The sequence below is a fragment of the Nocardia blacklockiae genome (assembly GCF_015477355.1).
Classification (GTDB): Bacteria; Actinomycetota; Actinomycetes; order Mycobacteriales; family Mycobacteriaceae; genus Nocardia; species Nocardia blacklockiae.
Genome location: NZ_JADLRJ010000001.1, coordinates 1,316,746 through 1,333,131 on the forward strand (window position 1 = coordinate 1,316,746; position 16,386 = coordinate 1,333,131).

Consider the following 16,386-nt stretch of genomic DNA (forward strand, 5'->3'; position numbering starts at 1 on the left):
TTGCTCGTCGAGCCAGCCTACGCGCCGGAGTCGATTCCGCACAGCCCCTTTCGTTACAGAGGTATAACACCCCGGCGCCGCTATCCCGCCTCGCTGCTGCCCGTCGCACCGGGATCGCCGTGCCGGTGCGGCGGCCGGGTGAGGTGCTCCAGCGTCCCGGTGACCGTGAGGAGGCGGTCCAGCGCCGGCGGGCGGTGGTCGAGGTGCAGTTCCACCGCGGCGGCCCCGGTGCGGCGGTGGATGAGCAGCAGGCCGGACAGCCCGGCCGTATCGCAGTGGGTGAGCCGGGTGCAGTCCAGACGCAGGTCGGTGAGGGCCGGTGCGGCGGCGAGCAGCTCGGTCACCGCGGCGACCAGGTCCGCGGCGGTGTAGTGGTCGAGCTCGCCGGTGAGAACGACTGCGGCGGAACGTCGTTCGCGCCGGATGGTCATGTCCAGACTCATGCCGTGGCTCCCGTCGCCGGGTACGCGCGATCCGCGCGCAGCAGCGCGTCGTCGGCGGCCGCGAGCAGCCGCCGGGCGCGCGGGAATTCCTCCAGCCGCACGGCCAGCACACCCAGCGCCGCGCGCAGGGAGCCGACGGGCACGCCGCGCGCGGTGAGGATGTCGGCGGTCCAGGTGAGGAAGCCGCTGAACAGCTCGTCGTCGTCGACGTAGAGCGCCGCGGCGAGGAATTCGACGATGTGCGCGAGGTCCTCGACGGTGCGGTCGCGTTGCGCTGCGGTGTAATTCCGCAAGGGCGCGAAGCGGTGCTCCAGCTCGGCCATCGTCGCCGCGACCAGTTGCGGCGCGGTCCGCGCCACCATCGTGTACTCCTGGTCGGCCAGGTGCGGCAGGTTCCCGGCGGACCGGCCGGGTGCGCCCGCTCGCCGCAGTCCGCGAGCGAGCGCGTCAGCGGCCCCCGGCGCGTCGGAGGCCCACGCGTCGGCGCCGAGCAAGCGCGCGTAGCGGCCGTCCGGGCCGAACGCGGCACCGCCGACCAGCACCGGGATGCCGGTGGCCTGGCAGGCGGTGATCGCGGCGTGCGCGGTGGGCAACCGGGTGGGCAGCGACGAGGACAGCGCGACCGCCTCCGGGTTGTGCCGATGCAGGTGCCCGACGAGGTGGTGGGTGGGCACCTGGGCACCGAGGAAATCGACCCGCCAGCCGCGTAGTCGCAGCACCTCGGTGAGCAGCCGGGCGGGCAGCGCGTGCCATTCGCCGTCGACACAGGCGACGGTCACCCGGCCCGCGGCCGGGCCTGGGGTACTGGCCGGGTGCTGGGCCAGGGCGGCGACGGCCCGATCGTTGATGGCGGTGGCCGCGTGCTCCTGCGCGACGGTGCAGCGGTTCGCGGCCCACTCGGCGCCGACCCGGCGCTGCACGGGCGCGATCACCTCGAGCAGGATCGTCTCCGGGCTCAGGCCGGTGTCGGCCGCCGCGACCACCACCGCGGCGGCGGCGCGCTCGTCGCGCTCGGTCACCGCGTGCCAGAGTTGTGCGCGGACGTGCGACGGATCGGCGGCCGCCGGCCGGGCGTGCTGCTCGATCACGCGGTGTACCTCCCGTGGGTGTGGCCGTCGACGGCGCTCAGGTGCGAGTGGCGCGGCGCGGTGATGGCCACGACGGCGACGTCGTCGTGCTGGTGCGGGCCCAGCCACTGCGCGTTGCGCATGCGGATGTGCTCGACCACCGCGTCGGCGGGCATGCCGGCACAGTCGGCCAGCGCCGCGGCCAGGCGGTGCTCGCCGAACATGTCGTCGCCCAACGGGCCGCCGCGCGCCTCGGTGACCCCGTCGGTGTAGAGCAGGCAGGTCTCGCCCGGCGCGAGCGTCGCGTGCACGGTGGTCGCGGTGACGCTGGGCAGCACGCCCACCAGCTGGCCGCGGGTGTCGGCCGTCTCCACGGTGCCGTCGGCGCGCACGATCAGCGGCGGCAGGTGCCCGCCGGAGGTCAGCCGCAGCCGCACACCGGCGTGGTCGCGGGTCGCCGAGGCCAGGACGATGGTGGCGAAGCGGGTGTCCGCCGAGGACAGCAGCGCGTTGTTGAGCAGATTCAGCATCCGCTCGTGGTCGTCGGCCAGCGGCGCGAGGGCCTGCAGGGTGTTGCGGATCTTGCCGGTCAGCACCGCGGCCTCGAGGCCCTTGCCGCACACGTCGCCGAGCGCGATCAGGGTCTCGCCGTCCGGGGTCGGCGCGGGGTGCACGTCGTAGAAGTCGCCGCCGACGAGTTCGTGGTTCTCCGAGGCCCGGTAGCCGCCGGCCAGTTCGATCCCGTGCACCCGGCGCAGCCGCGGCGGCAGCAGTTCGTGCATCAGCAGCCCGGTGACGGCGGCCTGGTCGGCGTACAGCCGCGCCGCGGACAGCGCGGACCCGGCGCGGGCGGCGAACAGCTGGGCGAAGGTCTCGTCGCGCGCGCTGAAGACCTGTTCGCCGTTGCGGCGCAACAGGATCAGCGCGCCCGCCGACACCCCGTGCCCCGGTAGCGGAGTGATCACCACCGACCCGACCGAGCCCGGAAAGCCTTCGGGTATCAGCCAATCCGGCACCGTCGCCGGATCGATCCAGCGCGACGGCACGGGCGGGAACCCGCGCAGCGCCTCGGCCAGTCCCGCCACGACGCCGGGATCGTGCTGAACGGCGCGGTGGTGCACGACGTCGGAGTAGCACGAGGTGATCGGCAGCCGCGGACCGGTCGCGGGCGCCACCAGCACCGCGGCGTCGGCGAGGTGCCGTGCCGCCATCCGCACGGTGGCGGCCATGCAGCGCTCGACATTGAGCGAGGACAGCAGGATGTCGGAGGTCTCGGCGAGGAACGCGGTGCGCTCCCGCTCCTGCCGCAGCGCCTCGCGCAGCGCCGCCGTGCCGTCCTCGATGAGCCACCAGGCCAGCGAGCCGTCGGCCTGCCGGGTCGGGCGCGCCTCGAGCACGCGGCCGTCCAGGTCACCCGATACCGGGGCGAACCGGTCGTCCGCCGCGTCGATCTCGATCGTGTCGTCGTGCGCGCGGGTGAGCCAGCCGGGCGCGACGTCGCACCAGCGCCGGTCGACGGCGACGGCGGGCAGCACCGTGCGCGCGGCGCCGCTGTGCGCCACCACCGTGCCCGCCCGGTCGACGACGACCGCGGGATGCGGCACCGCCGCCCAGCCGGTCTCGGGCGGGTGGTGGGCGGGCGCGGGACGCGCGATGTCGATGAAATCGTCCAGCAATGGTCCTCCAAACAAGGACGCCGTCCGCACGCGTGGCGAGCGGCATCCCGGGGGTCGGTCCGGCCGAAAGACGTAGGTGCCTACGCGGGCGGGGCGTCGGCGACCGGGCCGACGCCCTCGGGCTGGGCGGTGACCGGGTCGCCGACGCGGTCGACCACCCGGATCGTCTCCGACAGACCCGCCATCGAGAGCAGCCGCCGCACCGCGGGCGAGGCGACGACCCGCAGTTCCGGCACGGCCGGCACGGCCGCGAGCAGCACCCGCAGGCCCGCGGAGTCGATGAACTCGACCGTGGACATGTCGACCACCAGCCGCGGCGGCCGGCGCGCGGCGGCGTGTTCGATGGCCTCCTCGAGCCGCGGTGAGGTGAGCATGTCGACTTCGCCGCTGGTGATCACGACCGCGGTGGGCCCCGACGAGACGATCTCGACGGTGAAATCACGCGACTGGCCTGCGTAACGCACCTGTTGACCTTCCTGATGACGCCGCCGCCGCGCCGAGCGCGCGGCGCGTCCGGCCTCGGGCGAGGAACGACGCTGCCACTGCCTGCGGCACGGGCACACGGAATCGGGCCCCCGAAATTCGGGCGGGCCCGTCATGGAGACGGTGCGAGGCTGTGTTCTTCAACCACCGCTGATGTCTTCGAGTCTAAAGGCAAACCCCGGGTCGACGGCAGCCGACACGTGTCGGGCGTCGGTGGGCGGCCTCGGCGGACCCGCGTCGGCGCAGCGCAACGGCACGACGGATACTTCAGCGATGATCGATGGTGAAAGACGGGCCGAACTGGAATTGACGACGGTCATCGGGTCCGTCGTCGGCAAGGCCCCCTGCTCGGAATCCGGGGAGTTCCGCTACTCCACGGCCGAGCGCCGCTGGGAGTGGTCGGACGACCTGGCCCGGATGTTCGGCTACGAACCGGGTGCGGTCGAGCCGAGCACGGAACTGCTGCTCTCCCACCAGCATCCGGACGATCGCGCCGACGTGAGCGCGGTCATCGACCGCGTCGTGGCGGGCGAGCCGTTCTGCAGCCGGCACCGCATCATCGATACCGCCGGGGAGGTGCACGAGGTCATCGTCATCGGCGACTACGACACCGACGACGCGGGCGCCGTGATCGGCACCTCGGGGTACTACATCGACCTCACCGACGCGCTCGAGGAGGAGCGCAGCGACGCCCTCGACACCGTGCTGCCCGAGGTGATCGCGTCGCGGGCGCCGATCGAACAGGCCAAGGGCGTGCTGGCGCTGATCTACGGGCTCAGCTCCGACCAGGCGTTCGCGGTCCTCAAATGGCGTTCCCAGCACACCAATACCAAGTTGCAGGCCTTGGCGACGCGGCTGGTCGAGGAGGCGCGGCGGTTCGATCCGAACGGCGCGGCGGCGCGCACGAGATTCGACCACGTGCTGCTCACCGTGCACGAACTCGTCGGCGAGCCGCCGGCCGCCGCGCCCGGTCCGCGAGCCTGACGACGCCCGTCCTCAGGTGCGCAGTGCCGCACCCGCTCCGGTGCCGTCGACGTCGGTGAAGCCGTGCCGGTCCGCGAGTTCGGCGGTGGTCCGGCTCTCGCCCGAGTAGTCGAGGAGATCGGGGTCGCGGGCCAGCGCCACCACGGCGCGGCCGACGAAGCGCGGGGATTCGGCGTGGCTGATATCGAAGGTGCCGGTGCCGGGGATCTCGACGACGGTGCGGCCGTCCGCCGTGGTGCGCGCGCCGGTGGCCAGCAGTTCCGTGCGCACCAGCCCCGGCCACAGCGACACGACCGCGACACCGCGCGGACGCAGTTCGACCGCCATGTCGGCCGTCATCTTGTCCAGCCCGGCCTTCCCGACGCCGTAGACCACGTTGTGGCCGTAGGACACCGCGCCCGAGGAGGAGATGTTGACGATCAGCCGCCCGGGCCGCGGCGACTCGAACAGCAGCGGCGCGGCGTAGAGCGCGGCCACGTAGTGCGACCGCAGCCCGATGCCGAGCACCTGGTCCCAGGCGCGCACCGGCAGTTCCCAGAACGGCCGGTGCAGCCACGGCGCGAGATCCGGCGCCGAGAAGACGTTGTTCACCAGCAGATCCAGGTGGCCGCGCTCGGCGGCGATCCGGGCGAACAGCGCCGCGACCTGTTCGTCGTCGTGGTGGTCGCAGGGCACGGCGATCCCGGTGCCGCCCAGCGCCGTGACCTCCTGCGCGGTCTCGCCGATCGTGCCGGGCAGCGGTCCGGGCGCGGTGGTGCGGCCGGTGAGGTAGACCGTCGCGCCCGCGGCGCCCAGTTCCAGCGCGATGCCCTTGCCCACGCCGCGACTCGCGCCCGTGACCACGGCGACGACACCGGACAGCGCGGCCGGGCCGGGCGCGGTCATCGCTTGTACCCGACGGCCGCGAAGTTGCCGGGCCGCGCCTGGTCGGCGGTGTCCACCGGTTCCTCGGGCCGCCAGTCGGCGGCGTAGACGAGTCCGGGCTCGACGAGTTCGAGGCCCTCGAACAGCGCCGCGATGTCGTCGCGGTCGCGCATGGTGAGGGGATCGGAAGTGTCGGAGTACATTTCGGCGATCTCGGCGGCGAGCTGCTGCGTCTCGGCGTCGACCTCCGACATCGAGGCGTGGCTCATCGCCACGTAGCTGCCCGCCGGGAGCCGTTCGCGCAGCCGCGCCATCAGTTCGCGGGGGCGGTCGGCGTCGGGGATGAACGGCCACACACTGACGATCAGCAGGCCCAGCGGCTGGTCGAAGTCGATGAGCCGGCGGGTCTCCGGGTGGTCCAGGATGACCTCGGGGCGGCGCAGGTCGGCCTCGAGCACGGCGGTGCGGTCGGTGGCCCGCTGCCCGCGTAGCAGTTCGTCGGCGCGGTTGACCGCCTCGAGATCGTTGTCCACGTAGACGACTCGGGTCTCGGGCGCGAGCTGCCGGGCGACCTCGTGGGTGTTGCCGACGGTGGGCAGGCCCGAACCGATGTCGAGGAACTGCCGAATCCCCTGTCCCACCATGAATTTCACGGCGCGCCGGAGGAAGGCGCGGTTGTGGTGGGCCCAGGCGTCGGCGTGCGGGAACACCTCGAACAGGTGCTCGCCGAAAATCTTGTCGACCTCGAACACGGCCTCGCCGGAGAGGTAGTAGTGATACAGGCGCGCGGACGACGGTCGGCTGACGTCGATCTCACGGGGTTCGAAGTCGGGGGCGTTCATCCCGGGTCTCCTCGGTGCTGCGATGGATACTGGCGGTGCGTCGGATCAGGGGCCGGTGACGGTCTTACGGCGGAACGAGCGCGCGACCTTGTCGATGAAGTCGCGGCTGTCGTCGGCGCCGAGCGCGGCCGCCGAGAGCCGGGCCCACACGGTTTCGCGGGCCGCCACCCCGGCCTTGTCGTCGATGTAGCGGATGTCGCCCTGGCTCTCGGCGATCGCGATGTCGAGATCGCCGGCGATGCCCGGCGAGGGCACCCGCACCAGGGTGAACCGATCCTCCATGCCCGCGCCCTGCGTGGTGACGGTGAACGGCAGCACCTGGATCAGCAGGTGCGGCCGCTGCGACAGCTTCTGCAGGTACTCCAGCTGTTCGAGCATGGTGGTGCGGCCGCCGTAGGCGCGGCGCAGGCAGGATTCGGACAGGATCGCCTGCAGCCGAGGCGGATTCGGCCCCGCGAGGATCTCCTGGCGGGCCAGCCGGGCGCGCACCGAATCCTCGACCGTCACCCGGTCCGGGTCGGGCGCCGCGCTGTCGTCGGGCTCGTGCAGGGCCCGGATGTAGGACTCGCACTGCAGCAGCCCCGGCACGATCTCGGCCTCGGTCACGCGCAGCAGCGCGGCGTGCGCCTCGAGGTCGACCAGCAGCCGCAGGTCCTCCACGTAGGCGCGCCGGTAGCCGGTGCTCCAGAAGCCGCGCTTGTGGCCGTCGCGGCGTAGTTCCTGCAGGGTTTCCAGATAGCCGGGATCGGTGAATCCCAGTGCGGTGGCGAGCCTTTCGAGATCGCCGATGGTGATCGCGCCGACCCCGCCGACGAGCATGGCGATGCGGCTCTGGCTGGTCTCGAGGATCGCGGCCGCCTCGCTCTGGCTGACCCCCGCCTTCGCCATCATGTGCTCGATCTCGCGCCCCAGCAACAGCTTTCGTGCGGTTCGCAGTCGCGTACCCATGGCGGAGAGCGTATCGGCCCGGCCGTGATCTCGTGGCTTGTCGGCGCCGCGGCGCGTCGCGGATTCGTGCGCGGCGGCCATCGTGCACTGCCCCTCCCTCCGGACCGGAGCCCGGTCACCGTCAAGTTAGCCGATGACCGCGCCGCTGTCGATTCGGCGGCGGCCCCGCCGTCCTGCCGCCGCCCCTGCGCTGCCCCACACCGAAGGTCCTGTGGCGCAACACAAGCCGTGCCCGCTACGGTGACACCGAGTGCGAGGGAGCCCGGCGATGAAACGCATGCTGTTTCTGTTGATAGCGATCATCGTCGCGATCTCGACCCTCGACTACGGCAGGTCCGCGGGCCACTACGGACTGCTCATCGTGGGCGGCGTGGTCGCCGTCATCCTCGCCATCGACAAGTTCCTCGAATAGCGGTCCCGCCACGCCGGAGAGATATCGCGGCGAATCGGGTAGTGGTCTACGCGTGCCGGAACGACTGTGGCGGAGGGAGTCTCGGGGTCGGCTGCGGGCCGAACTCGGGGTCCGCGTTCCGGAGGGTAGTGATGGGCAGGGGCACGCGAGGGCTCGTCGTCGCGGTGGCGGCCGCGGGGCTGGTCGGGGTGGTGGGCGCGCCGAACGCGGCGCCCGCGCCCGCGCCGAGCACGCCGGTCTCGCCGAGCGGCCAGGTGTCGCCGAGCGGGGCCGTCTCCCCGACCACACCGGTGCCGCCGTGCACCAGTGCCCGCAATGCCGCGGTCGCCGAATCGTGCGGGACTCGCCATCCCGATCCCACCCTCGATGCGCCACCCGAGACGCGCAGTGGCACAGAGGTTTCCGTGAGCGGCCACTACTGGCGCTGCGAGACGGTGCAGGTCACGGCGAGCTGGTCCGGTGCGACGCGGAGCCCGAAGGTCACCGCGGGATCGTTCGGGACCTCGTTGCCGGTGGATGACCGGGTCGTCTCCGGCTCGTACTCGATCACCGCCGCGTGCGGTCGCCAGTCGGCGGCGGTGGGCATCACGATCGTGCGCGCCGAGCCGTCGAAGACCACCGAGCGCACGTCCCGGGCCACCGGGCCCACCCGGCAGGCCACCGTGCCCGAGACGACGGACGTGGTGCCGTCGGTCGCCCAGTCGCCGGGCGACGGCCCCGAGCGCGGCGACAACACCGTCGCCGTCCTCGCCGTCCTCGCGTTCCTGCTGGCCGTCGTGGTCGCGGCACTCGTCCTGCGCCGACGCCGAACCGTGCCCCGTCTCCCCCACACGCAGCATCCCGCGCCGGATCTCCCGCACGCACAACATCCCGCGCCCGGCCTCCCGCACCCGCAGGATCCAGCGCCCGATCTCACGCACCCGCAACATCACGCGCCGCGGCCGCCGCGGGTGCGGGTGCGGGTGGTGGGCGAGGCCGAGCCGTCGGTGCGGGTGCGCGAATTGGCCGCTGTCCCTTCGGTCCGCGTCCGGCTGCGCGCCGGCGAGACGCGAATACACGTGAGAGAGGTGTCGCGATGACCGGTCCCGTATCGATCGCCGCCCGGACAGTGCTTTTCGGGCACGCGGCGCGCGAGGTCGTCGAGAGTGAGCTGGCCGAGCGGCTGCACGACAGCGGCGTGGACGAGCTGGTGCTGCGGCACGCGCCCGCCGTGACCGTGGCCCTGCGGTCGGCGACGCTGCGCGAGCTGGCCCGGGCGGTCGACGAATTGCTCGCGATCGATCTGGGCGGCGTCGTGGTCATGGGATGGCGGCGCTACGAGAAGCTGCACGGTGCGGCGCTGCGCACCCGCGCGGGCGGCACCGAGCAGGTCGAATTGCTCGAACACGAAGTCGTCCGCTCGGCCTGCCCGCGTCTCGACGTCACCATCGACGAGCACCGGGTCTGCGAGTTCGAGGTGGACGTCGAGGCCGCGGTGCTGCTGCGCCCGCTCACGGCGACGGTCCGCGACGGCATGCTGGTGGCGCTCGGGCCGGGCGACTGTACCGTGACGATCTCGCTCGGCGTGCCGCAACTCGGCCCGATCTTCCAGCGCGAGCAGGCTTTTCCCGTGGGCATCATGGTCGATCTGCGGCGACCGATCCCCCTCGCCCCACACCCCGCACCGGCCCCCGACCCGACCGAACCCCAGCCGAACCGCTGAGCCGCACACCCCACACCGGCCCCAACCCGGCCGAACCTCAGCCGAACCGCTGAGCAGCGCACCCCACACGGGCCCCGACCCGGCCGAACCCCAGCCGAACCGCTGAGCCCCGCACCCCGCACCGGCTCCCGACCCGACTGAACCTCACCCGAACCGCTGAGCCCCGCACCCCGACCCGTCCGGATGCCCGGCCCGAGGCGCACGTTCGCGGTTCACCTCGAATCGGTCGAGCCCGCGCGCTTTCCCAGCAGCGCGACCAAAGCCTGCTCGGTCTTGTTGGCCCCCTGCGAGATTCGCAAGCCGAGGCGGCGGGCGGCGGACTCGATCCGCTGTTTCGCGGCCGCGGCGCGCAGGTCGAGGTCCTCGCGCGCTTCGCCGGGGCGGGGCGTGACCCGCACCGACAGCTCCAGCAGGTCCAGGTCGCCGACCTGCCAGCGCTCGACGTCCGCGACGGCATCGCCGATCCGCACGTCCGGCCATTTCGTCGACGCGATCGGCCCCAGCGCGCCGAGGTGATCCACCGCCACGCCCGGCGGCGTGCAACTCACCAGGAACTGCCGCTGCGCCGAATCCAGCGCGGCGGCGACGTCCGCGCCGGGCGCGGCCGCGGCCCACAGCGACCCGGCCGGTCGCTCGCTGACCGCCGAGGCCGCCAGCACCCGCCGCCGGGCCGACCACTCGCCTTCGATGCGGTACCGCAGCCCGGCGGCATCGAACGGCTCGGTCCAGCGCCCCACCAATTGCGCCGCGTCACAAGGACGCAGCTTGACCGTCAGGTCGTCGCGCGCGCCGCTGCGCAACCGGATGATGATCCGGTTCGCCAGCAACTCCGGGCAGGCGCCGGGCGACCGCGTCTCGGCGAACCACACGCGGCGGCGGATCACCGGGCGACCGGCACAGCCCAGCCGGAACACGGTCTCGGCGACCTCACCCGCCAGGTCGACCTTGATCTCGATCGGTGTGATCACCAGTGCACCCTTCCCCGACGACGACTCGGCCGCCTCCGGTGCCCGGCGGCGGTCGACGTCAGCGTGGCAGACCGACCGCCCGGCCGACCCGGGTAACGCCCTACTCGATCCGGCGGCCGGCCGAGCCCCCGCGCGACTACCCGCACGGTGCGGGAACCGGGCGCGGCGGCTCGCGACGAGCCGACTCGCCGCCCGCGGCCGCCGCCGTTTGGGGTAGCGCGCTACTCGTGTCCGCGACGATCCGGGCACCGACACTGTTCATCCAGCCCCGTTCGGCGAGCCCTGCTCGCGCACGCCACGTGGAGGTTCGATGCTCAGGACACCACCGCCCGCCACCCGCCTGCTGGCGCACGCCGCCGAGGCGGTCGACCGCGCCGTCGGGTGGTCGCGGCTGCCGACCCCGCTGGGCGTGGCCGTGCTCGTCGGCCTGCGCAGCCGCCTGCGCGCCCGCAACCTCTTCGACACCGGCGCCCACCCCGATCCGACCCCGCCCGCCGCGGAGCCGCCCGACGGCGAGTACCTGCGCGCGCGGACCGTCGACGGCACCTACAACGCCGTCGCCGCGCCCCGCACGGGCTCGGTCGGCAGCCGGTTCGGCCGCAACGTCGCACCGCGCCACAGCTACCCCGAGGATCCGGCGCGGCTGTTGACACCCAGTCCGCGGCTGGTCAGCGAGCGCCTGCTGGCCCGCGACGAGTTCCGGCCGGCCACCACGCTGAACCTGTTGGCGGCGGCCTGGATCCAGTTCGAGGTGCACGACTGGATGAGCCACGGCGACGCCGAGAGCGCGCCGTGGAACGTCCCCCTGTCCGATCAGGACCCGTGGCCCCTGCGGCCGATGACCGTCCCGCGCACCGCGACGATCCCCAGCCCCGACCCCGGCGGTCCCCCGACCTTCACGACCAACGACACGCACTGGTGGGACGCCTCCCAGATCTACGGCAGCACAGCGGATTTCGCCCGGGCGCTGCGCGCGGGCGAGGGCGGCCGCCTGGTCCTCGACGACCTGGGCCTGCCGCCGCTCGCCGCCGAACGCCTGGTCGACCCCACGGGTCCGGCGGCGAACTTCTGGGTCGGCCTCGCGCTGCTGCACTCGCTGTTCATGCGCGAGCACAACGCGATCTGCGCGCGACTGGCGCAGCGCTACCCGAGCATGAGCGACCAGCGGCTCTACGACACCGCGCGGCTGATCAACGCCGCGCTCATCGCCAAGATCCACACCCTGGACTGGACACCGGCGATCATCGCCCACCCCACCACCGTCGCGGGCATGCGCGCCAACTGGTTCGGCGTGCTCGGCGAGCGGGTGCACCGCCGGTTCGGGCGGCTCAGCGGCAACGAGATCCTCTGCGGCATACCGGGTTCGGCGACCGACGACGCTGGGATCCCGTATTCGCTGACCGAGGAGTTCGTCGCTATCTACCGGATGCACCCGCTCATCCCCGACACCCTGCGCGTGCGCCGCCTCGCCGACGACAGCGTCGCCGCCGAGCACCCGTTCCCCGAGTTGCAGGTCACCGAGGTGCGTCGCCGCCTCGCCGAGGCGCCGATGCCCGACCTGTTCTACTCGTTCGGGCGCGCCCACCCCGGCGCGCTGACCCTGCACAACTATCCGCAGCACCTGCGCGCCCTGGTGCGCCCCGGCCACCCGCTGACCGACCTGGCCACCGTCGACATCCTGCGGGTGCGCGAACGCGGGGTGCCGCGCTACAACGAGTTCCGCCGCCAGCTGCGGCTCGCGCCCGCCCGCTCGTTCCGCGAACTGACCGACGACCCGCGGTGGGCGCGCGAACTCGAACAGGTCTACGGCGACGTGGAGCGCGTCGACCTCATGGTCGGCCTCTACGCCGAACCCAAGCCGCCCGGATTCGGCTTCAGCGACACCGCCTTCCGGCTGTTCGTGCTCATGGCGTCGCGGCGACTGTCCAGCGACCGCTACTTCACCACCGATTTCCGGCCCGAGATCTACACCGAGGCGGGGATGGCGTGGATCCGCGACAACACCATGCGCAGCGTGCTGCTGCGCCACTTCCCGACCCTGGCGCCCGCGCTCGCGGGCGTCGCGAACCCCTTCGCGCCGTGGCGAAGCGCCGCGCCCCCGCACCACCCGGAAAGGAACTCCCGATGACCGACGTGGTGACGCCGCGGACGAACCGGCCGACCTATCTGCGCTACCGAGACGACCTCGAGCACCCGCGGGGCGACGAGGAAGCGACCATCGACAAGATCATCGCGGTGCTGCGCCGCAACAACGAACGCGCGTACCGCAAATACAAGCACGGTCTGCGCGACGCGCACGCCAAGAGCCACGGCATCCTGCGGGGCGAGCTGACCGTGCACGCCGGGCTGCCGCCGGAACTCGCGCAGGGGCTGTTCGCCACGCCCGCAACGTATCCGGTGATCACCCGGCTCTCCAGCACCTCCGGCGTGCTCCGCAGCGACCAGCTGCGCGGGGTGCGCGGCCTGGGCCTCAAGGTGCTCGGCGTGCAGGGTCCGCGGGTGCTGCCCGACGACACCGCCACCACGCAGGACTTCGTCATGGTCACCCACCGCGAATTCCTGTTCGCCGACGCGCACGCCTACTACACCCGCGGCATGCCGACCGCGTGGCTGCTGGCCCGGCTGCCCGACCCCGTCCTGGCGACCGCCGCCACCGCGCTCTCCGCGCTCGACACCCGCGTGCTGAGCCCCCTCGGGCACCCGCTGCCGCCGAGCCTGAACGTCTTCGTCCGCCCCAACACCCACATCCTGGGCGACACCTTCTACTCGTCGGCGCCGCTGCGCTACGGCGACCACGTCGCCAAGATCCTCTACACCCCGGTGTCGCCGGAAGTGCGTGCCCTGCAAGGACAGCCGATGGGCCACGACGGGAACATCGACGCCCTGCGGGACCTCGTGGTCGACTTCTTCGCCGCGCACAGCGCCGAATACGAGCTGCGCGTCCAGCTGTGCACCGACCCGCGCACCATGCCGATCGAGGACGCCACGGTGCCCTGGCCCGAGGACGCGTCGCCGCACCGGGCCGTCGCGACCGTCCGGTTCGGCGCCCAGGATCCCTACAGCCCGCAGCGGCGCGCGTTCGGCGACGACGTGCTGTCGTTCAACTCCTGGCGCGGGCTGCGCGACCACCGGCCGCTGGGCTCGATCAACCGGCTCAAGAAGCGCGTCTACGAGGCCTCCAGCGATTTCCGGCACCACGTCAACAACGCGCCGCGGGTCGAACCCGCGGACATCACCGAGCTGCCGCGGTGACCACGGCGAACACCCCCGCGGAAACCCGTCGCGACACCGGCGGGCACGATCTAAGCTTGCTGTTCATGGGGGACAGCTGGCAACTGCTGGACCGCCCGGTCGAATTCAAGGCGATCCATACCACTCTCACGAGCACCGGCACCGGTGGCGTCGTGCTGACGGGCGCGGCCGGTGTCGGCAAGACGACCCTGGCCCGCCTGGTCACCACCGCGCTGCCCACCCCGGTGCGGTGGGCGGTGTGCACCGAGTCCTCGCGGGACATCCCGCTCGGGGCGTTCGCGCCGTGGGTGGCGCCCTCGGCGACGCGCGACCCCATCGCGCTGCTCGGCTCGGCGCGGGAAAACCTGGTGCGCCAACAGGATACGGTGATCGGCGTCGACGACGCGCACCTGCTCGACAAGCTCTCCGCGACCCTGCTGCACCAGATCGCCGTGGACCGGGCCGCCCACATCGTGGCCACGGTGCGCGACGGCGAGCCGGTGCCCGACGCGGTCACGTCGCTGTGGAAGGACGGATATCTCGAGCGCGTCGAGTTGCCGGCGCTGACCAAACAGCAGTCCGTCCGGCTCGTCGAGACGGCGCTGGGCGGGCTCCTCGAGGGCCTGACCGCCGACGTGATGTGGGAGTCCTCGGCGGGCAACCCGCTGTTCCTGCGCAACATGGTCGAGGGCGCGCTGGAAGCGGGCACCCTCACCGAGGTCAACGGCGTGTGGCAGCTGCGCGGCCCCACCGCCGTCCCGTCCGGGCTCGCCGCGCTGCTCGACGAGCGCCTGTCGCGCACCGACGAGGCGGTGCGCGAGGCGCTGAAGGTGCTGGCGCTCTACGAGCCGCTGGAGATCGACATCCTCATCGGCCTCGTCGGCGAGCAGGCGGTCGACACCGCCGAGATCGCCGGCCTGATCCGCGCCTGCCCCGACGGGCGGCACATCAACGCCCGGTTCAGCCACCCGCTGCTCGGCGACGTGGTGCGCCGCCGCATCGGCACCGCCTCCGCGCGCCGCCAGCGCGGGCGCATCGTCGAGATGCTGCGCGGGCGGGTCCTCGACACCGCCGCCGACCGGATTCGCCTGGCGCAGTTGTACATCGACAGCGACCGGCCCGTCGACACCGACCTGCTGATCACCGCCGCCAAGGACGCCGTCTCGCTGTCGGACCTGCCGACCGGCGAGCAGCTGGCGCGCGCGGCCTACGACCGCGGCGGCGGCCTCACCGCGGCCGAACTGCTCTCGCGCGCGCTGCTGTGGCAGGGCCACCCGCACGCGGCCGACGAGATCCTGGCCGCCTTCGATCCGGAGCGGCTGGACCCGATTCAGCTCGTGCAGTGGGGCCTGCCTCGCGCCAGCCTGCTGTTCTGGCACCTCGGCGACGTCCGGCGCAGCCGCGCGCTGGTGGACCTGCTCAACGACCGCGTCGAACTGCCGGTGCTGCGGCTCATCGTCGACGCCATGGGCGCGGCGATGTCGGTGCACGAGAACCGCATTCCCGAGGGGATCGACGCCGCCGAGCGCGTGCTGGCCGCCCCGGAGGCGCCGCGCCAGGCCGTCGATCTCGCCGCGTTCGCCGCGGGCCTGGCCATGCCGGTCGCCGGGCGCGGCGCGGATTTCGAGCCCATCGCCGCGCGCAGCCGGGCCCAGCAGAAGGCCACCGACGGCCTGATCCGGGTCATGGTCGGCTACGGCGAGGTCCTGGCGCTGACCTTCACCGGCGAACTCGACCGGGCCGAGCGGCGCGCCGCGGGCTTCGGCACCTTCTCCACCGCCGGGCAGTTCCTCGGCTGGGCGATCACCGAGATCGGGCTCGGCGTGGTGGCCACCTACCGCGGCCGGTTCCGCGACGCGATCACCGCGATCGAGCAGGCGCTGGCCGCGCTCGACGCCGAGATCCCGCTGCCCTGGCTGCTGCCGGCGCGGCTGCTGCTGGTGCGCGCCTACGCCGCGCTCAGCGACGTCCCGGCCGCCGAGCGGGTGCTCGCCGACGCCGACGACCACGCCGGGCCGCACCTGGCGCTGCACGAACCGCAGCGCGTGCTCGCGCGCGCCTGGCTCGCGGCGGCGTCCGGCAACCCGTACCGGGCGATCGAGCTGGCACGGAGCGCCGCCGGAATGGCTTGCAGCGCGGGGCAGTACGCCGTCGAGGCCGAGGCGCTGCACCACGCGGCCCGGTACGGCGACCGCACCGTGGCGGGCCGGCTGGCCGCGCTCGCGGGCCGGGTGCAGGGTCCGGTCGTCGACCTCTACAGCCGGCACGCCGCCGCCGTCGGCCACGCCGACCCGGACGCGCTGGCGACGGTGAGCGCCGAATTCGAGGCGGCGGGCCTGCTGCTGTCGGCCGCCGACGCCGCCGCGCAGGCGGTGCCGATCCACGACCGCGCCGGACGCCGCCGGCTCAGCGCCGAATCCGCCACGCGCGCACTGGGTCTGGCCGCCCGCTGCGACGGCGCGACCAGTCCCGCCCTGACGGCCGCCGCGCGCCCGCTACCCGTCACCGCGCGCGAACGCGAGATCACCGCCCTGGTCGCGCGCGGGCTGTCCAACCGGGAGATCGCGGAGCGGCTCGGGGTGTCCATTCGCACCGTCGAGGGCCACATCTACCGCGCCTGCACGAAACTCGATGTGGCCGATCGCGAGCAGCTCGCCAAATTGATCTGGCATCACACCGAGCGATAAAAGAAATTATTATCGCATTCGCGTATTCGGGCACAAATATTTCGGTCTTTCGGCGCGGAATTGGGTACCCCACTACGCC

15 protein-coding genes are annotated in these 16,386 nt (G+C 73.0%); 7 read left to right on the plus strand and 8 right to left on the minus strand.

Annotated features, from left to right (window positions below; genetic code table 11):
- Positions 1–80 precede the first annotated feature (80 nt).
- The 4 genes from IU476_RS05735 to IU476_RS05750 all read right to left on the minus strand — a co-directional run bounded on the left by IU476_RS05735 (position 81) and on the right by IU476_RS05750 (position 3,650).
- Complete coding sequence (locus tag IU476_RS05735; protein ID WP_195097194.1) at positions 81–443, minus strand: STAS domain-containing protein; 363 nt, start codon at positions 441–443, stop codon at positions 81–83.
- Complete coding sequence (locus IU476_RS05740) at positions 440–1,528, minus strand: cobalamin B12-binding domain-containing protein (RefSeq protein ID WP_195097557.1); 1,089 nt, start codon at positions 1,526–1,528, stop codon at positions 440–442. The genes IU476_RS05735 and IU476_RS05740 overlap by 4 nt, the downstream gene beginning before the upstream one ends.
- Positions 1,528–3,183 (minus strand): PP2C family protein-serine/threonine phosphatase, encoded by a 1,656-nt coding sequence (locus IU476_RS05745; RefSeq protein WP_228823286.1) that lies wholly within the window; start codon positions 3,181–3,183, stop codon positions 1,528–1,530. The genes IU476_RS05740 and IU476_RS05745 overlap by 1 nt, the downstream gene beginning before the upstream one ends.
- A gap of 83 nt (positions 3,184–3,266) precedes the next feature.
- The gene (locus IU476_RS05750) at positions 3,267–3,650 is read right to left on the minus strand and encodes an STAS domain-containing protein (RefSeq protein ID WP_324193884.1); all 384 of its coding nucleotides are present in this window, start codon (positions 3,648–3,650) and stop codon (positions 3,267–3,269) included.
- A gap of 292 nt (positions 3,651–3,942) precedes the next feature.
- Between IU476_RS05750 and IU476_RS05755 the strand changes: the two genes are divergently transcribed.
- Positions 3,943–4,653, plus strand: a complete 711-nt coding sequence (locus IU476_RS05755; RefSeq protein ID WP_195097197.1) for a PAS and ANTAR domain-containing protein — start codon at positions 3,943–3,945, stop codon at positions 4,651–4,653.
- A gap of 12 nt (positions 4,654–4,665) precedes the next feature.
- Here the strand turns inward: IU476_RS05755 and IU476_RS05760 are convergent, their stop codons facing one another.
- The 3 genes from IU476_RS05760 to IU476_RS05770 are packed head-to-tail and all read right to left on the minus strand — an operon-like array spanning position 4,666 to position 7,307.
- Entirely contained in the window at positions 4,666–5,538 is an 873-nt protein-coding gene (locus tag IU476_RS05760; RefSeq protein WP_195097198.1) for an SDR family NAD(P)-dependent oxidoreductase, read from the minus strand.
- Complete coding sequence (locus IU476_RS05765) at positions 5,535–6,359, minus strand: SAM-dependent methyltransferase (RefSeq protein ID WP_195097199.1); 825 nt, start codon at positions 6,357–6,359, stop codon at positions 5,535–5,537. Before IU476_RS05765 ends, IU476_RS05760 begins: the two co-directional genes overlap by 4 nt.
- A 45-nt stretch (positions 6,360–6,404) precedes the next feature.
- Complete coding sequence (locus tag IU476_RS05770) at positions 6,405–7,307, minus strand: helix-turn-helix domain-containing protein (RefSeq protein WP_195097200.1); 903 nt, start codon at positions 7,305–7,307, stop codon at positions 6,405–6,407.
- Positions 7,308–7,575: 268 nt separating this feature from the next.
- Between IU476_RS05770 and IU476_RS05775 the strand changes: the two genes are divergently transcribed.
- The 3 genes from IU476_RS05775 (at position 7,576) to IU476_RS05785 (ending at position 9,421) form a co-directional block, all read left to right on the plus strand.
- Positions 7,576–7,719 (plus strand): hypothetical protein, encoded by a 144-nt coding sequence (locus IU476_RS05775; protein WP_195097201.1) that lies wholly within the window; start codon positions 7,576–7,578, stop codon positions 7,717–7,719.
- 131 nt (positions 7,720–7,850) lie between these two features.
- The gene (locus IU476_RS05780) at positions 7,851–8,798 is read left to right on the plus strand and encodes a hypothetical protein (protein ID WP_195097202.1); all 948 of its coding nucleotides are present in this window, start codon (positions 7,851–7,853) and stop codon (positions 8,796–8,798) included.
- Positions 8,795–9,421, plus strand: coding sequence for a hypothetical protein (locus IU476_RS05785; protein WP_195097203.1), 627 nt, complete (start codon positions 8,795–8,797; stop codon positions 9,419–9,421). The genes IU476_RS05780 and IU476_RS05785 overlap by 4 nt, the downstream gene beginning before the upstream one ends.
- A gap of 212 nt (positions 9,422–9,633) precedes the next feature.
- Here the strand turns inward: IU476_RS05785 and IU476_RS05790 are convergent, their stop codons facing one another.
- Entirely contained in the window at positions 9,634–10,389 is a 756-nt protein-coding gene (locus IU476_RS05790; RefSeq protein WP_195097205.1) for a hypothetical protein, read from the minus strand.
- Positions 10,390–10,699: 310 nt separating this feature from the next.
- Between IU476_RS05790 and IU476_RS05795 the strand changes: the two genes are divergently transcribed.
- The 3 genes from IU476_RS05795 (at position 10,700) to IU476_RS05805 (ending at position 16,307) form a co-directional block, all read left to right on the plus strand.
- Positions 10,700–12,517: a peroxidase family protein gene (locus IU476_RS05795; RefSeq protein ID WP_195097207.1), complete on the plus strand. Its 1,818-nt coding sequence runs from the start codon at positions 10,700–10,702 to the stop codon at positions 12,515–12,517.
- Positions 12,514–13,641 (plus strand): catalase family protein, encoded by a 1,128-nt coding sequence (locus tag IU476_RS05800; protein ID WP_195097210.1) that lies wholly within the window; start codon positions 12,514–12,516, stop codon positions 13,639–13,641. The genes IU476_RS05795 and IU476_RS05800 overlap by 4 nt, the downstream gene beginning before the upstream one ends.
- A gap of 65 nt (positions 13,642–13,706) precedes the next feature.
- Positions 13,707–16,307, plus strand: a complete 2,601-nt coding sequence (locus IU476_RS05805; protein WP_195097561.1) for a helix-turn-helix transcriptional regulator — start codon at positions 13,707–13,709, stop codon at positions 16,305–16,307.
- Positions 16,308–16,386: the final 79 nt, after the last annotated feature.

Coding starts and splice junctions, on each gene's coding strand:
- IU476_RS05735 (WP_195097194.1), bottom strand. CDS start 443: ATGAGTCTGGACATGACCATCCGGCGCGAACGACGTTCCGCCGCAGTC.
- IU476_RS05755 (WP_195097197.1), top strand. CDS start 3,943: ATGATCGATGGTGAAAGACGGGCCGAACTGGAATTGACGACGGTCATC.
- IU476_RS05760 (WP_195097198.1), bottom strand. CDS start 5,538: ATGACCGCGCCCGGCCCGGCCGCGCTGTCCGGTGTCGTCGCCGTGGTC.
- IU476_RS05765 (WP_195097199.1), bottom strand. CDS start 6,359: ATGAACGCCCCCGACTTCGAACCCCGTGAGATCGACGTCAGCCGACCG.
- IU476_RS05770 (WP_195097200.1), bottom strand. CDS start 7,307: ATGGGTACGCGACTGCGAACCGCACGAAAGCTGTTGCTGGGGCGCGAG.
- IU476_RS05775 (WP_195097201.1), top strand. CDS start 7,576: ATGAAACGCATGCTGTTTCTGTTGATAGCGATCATCGTCGCGATCTCG.
- IU476_RS05780 (WP_195097202.1), top strand. CDS start 7,851: ATGGGCAGGGGCACGCGAGGGCTCGTCGTCGCGGTGGCGGCCGCGGGG.
- IU476_RS05785 (WP_195097203.1), top strand. CDS start 8,795: ATGACCGGTCCCGTATCGATCGCCGCCCGGACAGTGCTTTTCGGGCAC.
- IU476_RS05795 (WP_195097207.1), top strand. CDS start 10,700: ATGCTCAGGACACCACCGCCCGCCACCCGCCTGCTGGCGCACGCCGCC.
- IU476_RS05800 (WP_195097210.1), top strand. CDS start 12,514: ATGACCGACGTGGTGACGCCGCGGACGAACCGGCCGACCTATCTGCGC.
- IU476_RS05805 (WP_195097561.1), top strand. CDS start 13,707: ATGGGGGACAGCTGGCAACTGCTGGACCGCCCGGTCGAATTCAAGGCG.